General features: G+C 67.3%; 12 protein-coding genes, 1 tRNA gene and 1 pseudogene. 11 read left to right on the forward strand and 3 right to left on the reverse strand.

Features of this window, described 5'->3' with window-relative positions; translation table 11 throughout:
- The first annotated feature begins 170 nt into the window (after window positions 1-170).
- On the forward strand, window positions 171-341 hold the full coding sequence (locus tag AB4Y92_RS17255; protein WP_441820768.1) for a hypothetical protein: 171 nt from the start codon (window positions 171-173) through the stop codon (window positions 339-341).
- Between the two features lie 181 nt (window positions 342-522).
- Entirely contained in the window at window positions 523-693 is a 171-nt protein-coding gene (locus tag AB4Y92_RS17260; RefSeq protein WP_187313152.1) for a hypothetical protein, read from the forward strand.
- A gap of 216 nt (window positions 694-909) precedes the next feature.
- Here the strand turns inward: AB4Y92_RS17260 and AB4Y92_RS17265 are convergent, their stop codons facing one another.
- On the reverse strand, window positions 910-1,332 hold the full coding sequence (locus AB4Y92_RS17265; RefSeq protein WP_441820781.1) for a hypothetical protein: 423 nt from the start codon (window positions 1,330-1,332) through the stop codon (window positions 910-912).
- 405 nt (window positions 1,333-1,737) lie between these two features.
- Here AB4Y92_RS17265 and AB4Y92_RS17270 point away from each other — a divergent pair.
- Together AB4Y92_RS17270 and amaB are read left to right on the forward strand one after the other, a co-directional pair.
- A tRNA-Arg gene (locus AB4Y92_RS17270) sits at window positions 1,738-1,814 on the forward strand.
- 104 nt (window positions 1,815-1,918) lie between these two features.
- On the forward strand, window positions 1,919-3,451 hold the full coding sequence (gene amaB / locus AB4Y92_RS17275; RefSeq protein ID WP_441820769.1) for an L-piperidine-6-carboxylate dehydrogenase: 1,533 nt from the start codon (window positions 1,919-1,921) through the stop codon (window positions 3,449-3,451).
- Here amaB and AB4Y92_RS17280 read toward each other — a convergent pair.
- Window positions 3,403-3,735 (reverse strand): hypothetical protein, encoded by a 333-nt coding sequence (locus AB4Y92_RS17280; RefSeq protein ID WP_441820770.1) that lies wholly within the window; start codon window positions 3,733-3,735, stop codon window positions 3,403-3,405. The genes amaB and AB4Y92_RS17280 overlap by 49 nt on opposite strands.
- Here AB4Y92_RS17280 and AB4Y92_RS17285 point away from each other — a divergent pair.
- The 7 genes from AB4Y92_RS17285 to AB4Y92_RS17315 all read left to right on the forward strand — a co-directional run bounded on the left by AB4Y92_RS17285 (window position 3,713) and on the right by AB4Y92_RS17315 (window position 8,295).
- On the forward strand, window positions 3,713-3,796 hold the full coding sequence (locus tag AB4Y92_RS17285) for a DUF6053 domain-containing protein (protein WP_441820782.1): 84 nt from the start codon (window positions 3,713-3,715) through the stop codon (window positions 3,794-3,796). The genes AB4Y92_RS17280 and AB4Y92_RS17285 overlap by 23 nt on opposite strands.
- A gap of 147 nt (window positions 3,797-3,943) precedes the next feature.
- Complete coding sequence (locus AB4Y92_RS17290; protein WP_441820771.1) at window positions 3,944-4,168, forward strand: hypothetical protein; 225 nt, start codon at window positions 3,944-3,946, stop codon at window positions 4,166-4,168.
- Window positions 4,169-4,347: 179 nt separating this feature from the next.
- A complete protein-coding gene (locus AB4Y92_RS17295; RefSeq protein WP_441820772.1) occupies window positions 4,348-4,638 on the forward strand; it encodes a DUF4190 domain-containing protein in 291 nt (96 codons plus the stop codon).
- A 132-nt stretch (window positions 4,639-4,770) separates the two neighbouring features.
- On the forward strand, window positions 4,771-4,998 hold the full coding sequence (locus tag AB4Y92_RS17300; RefSeq protein WP_441820773.1) for a hypothetical protein: 228 nt from the start codon (window positions 4,771-4,773) through the stop codon (window positions 4,996-4,998).
- Between the two features lie 241 nt (window positions 4,999-5,239).
- Window positions 5,240-6,298, forward strand: a complete 1,059-nt coding sequence (locus AB4Y92_RS17305; RefSeq protein ID WP_441820774.1) for a quinone-dependent dihydroorotate dehydrogenase — start codon at window positions 5,240-5,242, stop codon at window positions 6,296-6,298.
- Between the two features lie 45 nt (window positions 6,299-6,343).
- On the forward strand, window positions 6,344-7,384 hold the full coding sequence (gene murB, locus AB4Y92_RS17310) for a UDP-N-acetylmuramate dehydrogenase (protein WP_441820775.1): 1,041 nt from the start codon (window positions 6,344-6,346) through the stop codon (window positions 7,382-7,384).
- A 23-nt stretch (window positions 7,385-7,407) separates the two neighbouring features.
- Window positions 7,408-8,295 (forward strand): DMT family transporter, encoded by an 888-nt coding sequence (locus tag AB4Y92_RS17315; protein WP_441820783.1) that lies wholly within the window; start codon window positions 7,408-7,410, stop codon window positions 8,293-8,295.
- Window positions 8,296-8,356: 61 nt separating this feature from the next.
- On the opposite strand, the pseudogene AB4Y92_RS17320 reads toward AB4Y92_RS17315, so the two are convergent.
- A pseudogene (locus tag AB4Y92_RS17320) lies at window positions 8,357-8,463 on the reverse strand (IS1595 family transposase); the annotation flags it as partial.

Genomic DNA, 8,463 nt, shown 5'->3' on the forward strand with positions numbered 1-8,463 from the left:
GACGTTGAAGGCTCTGATTGAATCCACCAGCCCCATACATCCTTACCTACCGTCATTCCCGCGAACGCGGGAATCCAGGGCCTTTCGTGCGGGAACGTTTGAAGTCGCTGGATGTTCGGCTCCGCCGAAGTAAAGCGGAGCCTACGTTCGCGGAAATGACAGACTGAAGGATGACGCTGAAGTCGTTGGATGTGCACAACCGCAAGGATTTCGAGACCCACCATCTCGACTCGCACCCGAACTCGCCGGTGCTGACGCAGTATTTCGCAAACTGGCTGCGGGCGCTGGGCGTGGACGAAGCCGGTTATCGCGCTTTGCGCGACATGCTCGCGATGCGTTGAGGCGCCGCGCCTTCTTTCCGCGAACGACACTCGCCATTGCCGATTTTGCCGGCTGGACGTTGCTGATCCGATCAGTTCCATTTTCGCCCCCGCGCACCGCGGCGGGCGGGAGTAGCCTTCGCTCACGCCCTCGGGGGCGCTGCGCGCACCTCACTCGCAAGACACTTCAACGGAGATGGATATGAATCGCGAGAAAGCCGAACAAGTCGCAGTGCATCTGGCTGCGGGAATGCTGGCCAGCGGCCAGTACGCCATGACCGACGACACCGGCAACGATGCCGAATTCGCCGCCGGGCTCTACAACGCCATCGTCGACAAGCTGGTGGCCTCGCTTGGAGGCGATGCGGGCTGAGCGCGGAAATTTGCGGCCGCGATCGGGCCTTCGTTCATCGAAGCAATGCCCGCGCGAGCCGCGGCCGCCGGTCGGCGTCGTAAGCGCGGCTCAGGCCGCTGCTGCTGGCCGCGGGCGCTCACCCAATCGCGGTCGCCACATCGCAGCGCACCACCGAACCAAAGCGTTCGCCGCCGCCGATCCGCGGCGAACGCGAACGAACGCGGATAACCGCGATCAGTACGAACCGGCCGGCCTGGGCCGCCGTTCGAACATCGGCACCGTCACGCCCTTGGCCTCGCTGCCGTCGGCTTTCCACACCAGAGTTTCGGGCGGGAAATCTTCCTTGCGCGTCATCGCATCGACCTTGCCCGCGATCAGCTTCGCCGCGCCCTTGGTTTCCGGATTCCAGGCGAATACGCCGGCCGCGCCGTACCACACCGCCGGGGTCGCGGCGTCGAGGCGTCGGTCGGGGCACATCGTGTAATTGCGCTGGGCCAGCACGCGCAGCGCGCCGACCGGGACCGCGCGGATGCCCGGCGTGGTGCGTTCCTTGGAATGGCCGGGGCACAGGCGCGCGGCTTCGGCGATGGCCGATTCATAAACCTGTGCGTCGCTTTGCGCGTACGCGGCGTTGGCGCACAGCGCCAGCGCGGCCACGGCGGCGGTCTTGAAGACGGTGGGGGTAAGACGGAAACGGATCGATTGCATGCACTGCTCCTTGATTGCTGCTGGGTCCGGACGGACCGGCGGATCGAGTCCCTGGCTGCCGGCGCGGCGCCATCGATCGATGGGCGCAGGCGCGGGCAGGCCGATCGCGTCGGCCCGAGCATAGCCGCGGCGCAGAGGCCGCATGTAACCGAAGCGTTACGGCCTCGCGACACCTCCCGCATGGCACTCCGCGCCCTCGCCGCCCGCCGCGGCATGGCGGCCTTCGGGCCCGGCCGAGTACAATCCCGGCCGGTCGCGTCGATCCTGCCTGCGCTGCATCGCGTCGTCAGCGCGCTTCGCGCGCCGGCACCGGACCTTGCGTCCGGCGCACGTAACCAATTGATTTTAAAACCAGGCCCCGTAGCTCAGCTGGATAGAGCATCCCCCTCCTAAGGGGAAGGTCACACGTTCGAATCGTGTCGGGGTCGCCATCCATGCGCAGCGCGCGTCCCGCGCGTTGCCGTCGCGTCCTTCGCGGCGCCCGCCTTTCCGTTTCGCCACGCCCCCCGGCGTGCCACCACATGGAGCTTTCGGTATGACCCACCCCGTTCTCGCCGCCCTGGGACTCAAAGACAACGAGTCCGGCACCTACCTCGGCCACGGCGAATGGTCCAAGACCGCCGACGCCGGCGTGCTGGAACCCGTCAATCCCACCGACGGCGAAGTGCTGGCGCGCGTGCAGGCGTCCTCGCAGAGCGACTACGACACCATCGTCGAGCGCGCCCAGGCCGCCTTCGCGGTGTGGCGCACCACCCCGGCTCCGCGCCGCGGCGAAGCCATCCGCCTGTGCGCCGACGCGCTGCGCAAGAACAAGGACGCGCTGGGTTCGCTGGTCGCGCTGGAAATGGGCAAGTCCAAGCCCGAGGGCGACGGCGAAGTGCAGGAGATGATCGACATCGGCGACTTCGCCGTCGGTCTGTCGCGCCAGCTGTACGGCCTGACCATGCATTCGGAGCGTCCGGGCCACCGCATGTACGAGCAGTGGCATCCGCTCGGCATCGTCGGCGTGATCTCGGCGTTCAACTTCCCCGTCGCGGTGTGGGCGTGGAATTCGTTCATCGCGGCGATCTGCGGCGACATCACCATCTGGAAGCCCTCGCCCAAGACCCCGCTGTCGGCGATCGCCTCGATGAAGGTCTGCAACGAAGCGCTGCGCGCCGGCGGCTTCCCGGACATCTTCTTCCTGTTCAACGATGCCGGCACCGAGCTGGCGTCGAACTTCGTCGACGACAAGCGCATCGGCCTGGTGAGCTTCACCGGTTCGACCAAGGTCGGCCGCATCGTCGGCGAGCGCGTCGCCCGCCGCATGGGCCGTTCGCTGCTGGAACTGGGCGGCAACAACGCGATCATCGTCGATGCCTCGGCCGATCTGAAGCTGGCGATCCCGGCGATCGCGTTCGGCGCGGTCGGCACCGCCGGCCAGCGCTGCACCACCACGCGCCGTTTGTTCGTGCACGAGTCGATCCATGACGACGTGCTGGCCAAGCTGGTCGCCGCGTTCAAGCAGGTCGAGAAGAAGATCGGCGACCCGACCGACCCGGCCAACCTGATGGGCCCGCTCAACAGCCGCGATGCGGTGCAGGCCTATCTGGACGCGGTCGAGAAGGCCAAGGCCAGCGGCGGCAAGGTCGAGACCGGCGGCGCGGCAATCGAGCGCAAGGGCAACTTCGTCCTGCCGACCATCATCACCGGCCTGACCAACGACGCCGAAGTGGTGCAGACCGAAACCTTCGCGCCGATCCTGTACGTGATGAAGTTCAAGACGCTCGATGAAGCTATCGCGCTGCAGAACGACGTGCCGCAGGGCCTGTCGTCGTCGATCTTCACCGCCAACCTCAAGGCCGCCGAAGCGTTCCTGTCGGCCGCGGGCTCCGATTGCGGCATCGCCAACGTCAACATCGGCACCTCCGGCGCCGAGATCGGCGGCGCGTTCGGCGGCGAGAAGGAAACCGGCGGCGGCCGCGAGTCGGGTTCCGACGCATGGCGCGCCTACATGCGCCGCCAGACCAACACGATCAACTACTCCGATGCGCTGCCGCTGGCGCAGGGAATCAAGTTCGATCTGTAACGCGACACGGCGGACGATGCGCTGCTTCGCTCCGCCGCAAGCGCCGTTGCCGCCAGGGTTCGCCCTGGCGACAACGCCGGCACCGCCGCCTCGATGTCGCGCGCCGCGCGCGACATCGAACGCGCGCTGGTTTTCGCCGAAGACACGCAGCACTTCGCTGGCCTGATCGATGGCCAACTGGTGTGCGGCGCATTCGCCGGCGCCGGCACTTTTGTAGGAGGGGCTTCAGCCCCGATGCTTTTCTTTCCGAACCGGTGATTTTTGGCGATCGGAAAGAAAAGCATCGGGGCTGAAGCCCCTCCCACAAAAGCAGCCCTGCCCGCGAAACCTGCCGGAAACGGCTGAACAGCCGCATCCCGCCGCAGTCCCAGACAAGTGCCGCGGCCGTCATGAGCCGATGGTCCCAGACTTCGACACCATCGCTTGACCGCCCTCATCCCCCGTGCCTAGCGTGAAATCGCCAGATGGACTGGCGACACATGAGGGAGTCTTGTGAACACACGGAACCGTAGCATCCGCCTCGCCGCGATCGCGTTCGGCGTCTTCGGCTTCGCCGCCGCGCTGACCGCCACCGCGGGCATTCCCGACTGCAGATATTGCCTGGCCGGCTATTACCAGTGCAGGGACAACACCCCGGACGCGCAGCCCAGTTGCCTGGATCAGCTGTTCCAATGCCAGATCGACAACAGGTGCGACCCGAGCCTGCCGCCGGATTGATGCATCGCAGGCGTGAGGAGAGGCAAGCCGACCCGCGCACGCCCAGTGCGCGGGTTTTGTTTTTTGCGCCGCACGGCAAGCGCGGGACGAACACACAGGCGCAAGACTTTCAGGACGTGCCCGCCGCCGGCGCGCGCCGTATGCTGTGACGGTGTTCAAATAACGAAGGAACGAATCCGATGCAAATGCCCGCCCGCCAGACCAACACCCTGGCCGTGCTGAGCCTGATCGCAGGCATTCTCGGCTGGAGCCTGCTGCCCTTCCTCGGCAGCGTCGCGGCGATCATCACCGGCCACCTCGCCCGCGGCCAGATCCGCCGCGAGCCGCAGCGCTACGACGGCGACGGGCTGGCCCTCGGCGGCCTGATCCTGGGCTGGAGCTCGGTGATCATCGCCGTGCTGACCGTGATCGTGGTGATCCTGTTCTTCGGCGGCATCGCCGCGGTGCTGGCCTTCGCCGGCACGCGTTGAGCACTGCGGCCGCGGGCCAATCCATCTGCTGCATCGCAGCTTGTCTGCGTCCGCGCGCTCGCCCAGGGTGACGCGTTCCGGCGCGCCGGAACACGGCGGCCGGAACCACCCACCTCACTCAAGGACGCACACATGAAGGCATGGACCCGCAGCACCCGACTCGCCGCCGTGGCCCTGGCCGTCTTCGGCTTCGGCGCTTCGCTCAGCGCCCTGGCCAGCGACGATGCGCAGTGCGCGCAATGCCGTTCCGAATACGAAAGCTGCCTGCTCAACGCCGAATCGCCGAACCAGGCCAGCGGCTGCCAGGTGCGTTTCGCCGCGTGCGTGAGCACGCTGGATTGCCCGGTCATGGACCTCTGAGCCCGGCGCCGCGGTGCGCCGGCGTTCGCGCGCACCGCGGCACGGTTTCGCGAGCCACCCGCCCGCCGATGCCGCCTCGACGCTGATCCAGGCCACAACGCAGCAGCAAACCAGGGCCGAGCTATGAACTGGCCCGGACCGCGCATCCCAAATCGCGCCAGTGGACGATCGTCATGCTCGCCCGCGGGCACCGGCTTGGGCGATAATCGGGTTTCCTCGACCCGAGCGCCCCCCCGACCTCGTGTATAGCCTTGCCCGCCCCTTCCTCTTCGGACTGGATGCCGAACGAGCCCACGGACTTGGCCTGACGGCGCTGGAAACGGCTTATCGCAGCGGCCTCAACCCGCTGATGGCGCGAGTGCCCAAGCCGCTGCCGACCAAAGTCCTCGGCCTGAGCTTCCCCAATCCGGTCGGCCTGGCCGCCGGCCTGGACAAGAACGGCAGCCATATCGATGCGCTGCTGGCGCTGGGTTTCGGCTTCGTCGAAATCGGCACCGTCACGCCCAAGCCGCAGGCCGGCAACCCCAGGCCGCGCATGTTCCGCCTGCCCGAGCAGCAGGCGGTGATCAACCGTCTGGGCTTCAACAACGACGGCGTCGATGCGCTGGTGCGCAACGTATCCAAGGCGCGCCGCCGCGGCGGCCTGCTCGGCATCAACATCGGCAAGAACAAGGACACGCCCAACGACAGCGCGGAGAACGACTACCTGCACTGCCTGGAGCGCGTGTATCCGCTGGCCGACTACATCACCGTCAACATCTCCTCGCCCAACACCGCGGGCCTGCGCGAATTGCAGGAAGAGCAATCGCTGCGGCGCCTGATCGGCACCCTGCGCGAGGCTCAGGAAAAATTCGCCGCGCGCGAGGGCAAGCGGGTGCCGATGCTGGTCAAGATCGCGCCCGACCTGTCCGACGACGACATCGAAGCCGCCGGCCGCGTGCTGGGCGAGTTGCAGGTCGACGGCGTGATCGCCACCAACACCACCATCGCCCGCGAAGGCGTGGAAGGCAGCGCGTTCGCGAACGAAACCGGCGGCCTGTCCGGTGGGCCGCTAATGAGCCAGTCCACCACGGTGCTGCGCAAGATGCGCACGCGCCTGCCCGAAAGCATCCCGATGATCGGCGTGGGCGGCATCCTCACCGGCGCCGACGCGGTCACCAAGATGGCGGCCGGCGCGAGCCTGGTGCAGTGCTATTCGGGTCTGGTGTATCGCGGGCCTGCGTTGGTCAACGAATGCGTCGAAGCCATCCGCCGCCGCAAGGAAGCGCCCAGCCGTGGCCACGTGCCGCCGACGATCTGAGCCCGCCGCCATCCCTCGCCACCCGTCCCGCTCCGAATCACGCGCATGACTTCGAACCTTCGCATCGTGCGCGATGCCCCGCTGCAGCAGCGCAACACCTTCGGCGTCGCCGCGCGTGCGCCGTGGCTGGTCTCGATCGACGACCCCGCCGCATTGCCGCAGGCACTGCAGTCCGCGCCGCTGCGCGACGGGCTGGCGCTGGTGCTCGGCGGCGGCAGCAACCTGCTGTTCGCCGGCGATCCCGACGGCGCGGTGCTCGAACTCAGCGGCCGTAACGTGCAGGTGCTGCGCCACGAAGACGAACACGCGATCGTGCGCGCCGATGCCGGCGTGCAATGGCACGGCTTCGTGCTGCAATCGCTGGCGCTGGGCTACGCCGGCCTGGAAAACCTGGCGCTGATTCCCGGCACGGTCGGCGCTTCGCCGATCCAGAACATCGGCGCCTACGGCGTGGAAGTGCGCGATTTCGTCCACGCCGTGGAAGCTTTCGAACCGGCCAGCGGGCAATGGCATCGATTCGATAACGCCGCCTGCGGCTTCGGTTACCGCGACAGCCGCTTCAAGCAATCGCCCGACCGTTACCTGATCGGCTCGGTCGAATTCGCCCTGCCGCTGCGGCCCGCGCTGAAGCTCGACTACGCCGGCCTCGGCGAGGAACTGGCGGCGATGGGCGTGGACGCGCCGACGCCGCAGAACGTGGCCGACGCGGTGATCGCGATCCGCCGCCGCAAGCTGCCCGATCCGGCCGTGCTGGGCAATGCCGGCAGCTTCTTCAAGAACCCCATCCTGCCCGCGGCGCAAGCCGAGGCTTTGCTGGCGCAGCACCCGGCGATGCCGGTGTTCCGCGGCGCCGATGCCGGCACGCGCAAGCTTTCGGCCGCATGGCTGATCGACGCCTGCGGCTGGAAAGGCCATCGCGACGGCGATGCCGGCGTGTCGCCGGCGCATGCGCTGGTGCTGGTCAATCACGGCGGCGCGAGCGGACAGCAACTGCTGGACCTCGCCCGCCGCATCGCCGAGTCGGTGCAGGCGCGATTCGAAGTCGCCATCGAACCGGAGCCGCGCATCGTCGGCGCCCGCTGGTGAGCGCCACCGCGCCCGTCCACCCGATGCGCGCCGCCGGCCTGATGCTGGCCAGCACTTTGTGTTTCGGCGGCATGGCCATCGCCATCCGGCTGTCCTCGCAATCGCTGCATACCTTCGAGGTGGCGTTCTTCCGCAACCTGTTCGGCTTGCTCGCGGTGTTGCCGTTGCTGCTGGGTGCGCAGCGCGCCGAGCTGCGCACCAAGCAGTTGCCGAAGTATTTCGTGCGCTGCCTGATCGGCATCTGTTCGATGCTGGCCGGGTTCTGGGCGATCGGCCACCTGCCCTTGGCGCAGGCGATCTCGCTGACCTATTCCACGCCGATCTTCGTCACCATCGCCGCGGTGCTGTTCCTGCACGAACAAGTGCGCGCGCGGCGCTGGCTGGCGGTGGCGGCCGGCTTCATCGGCGTGCTGGTGATCGTGCGCCCGGGTTCGGCGGAGTTTTCCATCGACAGCCTGGCGGCGTTGCTGGCGGCGGTGCTGGGCGGGGTGATTTCGATCCAGATCAAGCAGCTGTCGCGGATCGATTCGGCCAACACCATCGTGTTGTACACCTATGCGTTCTGGGTGCCGATGTCGTTGTTGCCGGCCTTGTTCGTATGGCAGTGGCCGCACGGCATCACCTGGGTGTGGATCGTCGCCGCGGGCGTGTTCGGCACCGGCGGGCAGGTGTTGTGGACGCATGCGCTCAAGCTCGGAGAAGTCTCCGCGCTGACGCCGATCAGCTTCACCCAGTTGCCGCTGGTCGCGACCGCGGGCTGGTTGTGGTTCGGCGAATCGCTGGACGCGTACACCGTCGTCGGCGCGGCGATCATTCTGGGCTCCAACGCCTACATCGCCCATCGCGAAGCGGTGCTGGCGCGGCGACGGGCTTCGGTCGCGGCGACTGCGGGGGCGGTGCCGGGGGAGTGATGGATCGAATAAGCACGTCAATTCGCCCCCTTTGAAAAGGGTCTTAGGAAGCAAACGCCCCTCAGAGGGGGTTGGATCGTAGCAACTTAAGGGTCGCCCGATAGAGGTCGTCGTGGCGATGGTTGAAGCGAAACTCGCACTCCTTGAGGTGCAGGTAGAAGGTGGTCT

It is taken from the genome of Lysobacter sp. TAB13 (assembly GCF_052113885.1).
GTDB classification, from domain to species: Bacteria; Pseudomonadota; Gammaproteobacteria; order Xanthomonadales; family Xanthomonadaceae; genus Lysobacter; species Lysobacter gummosus.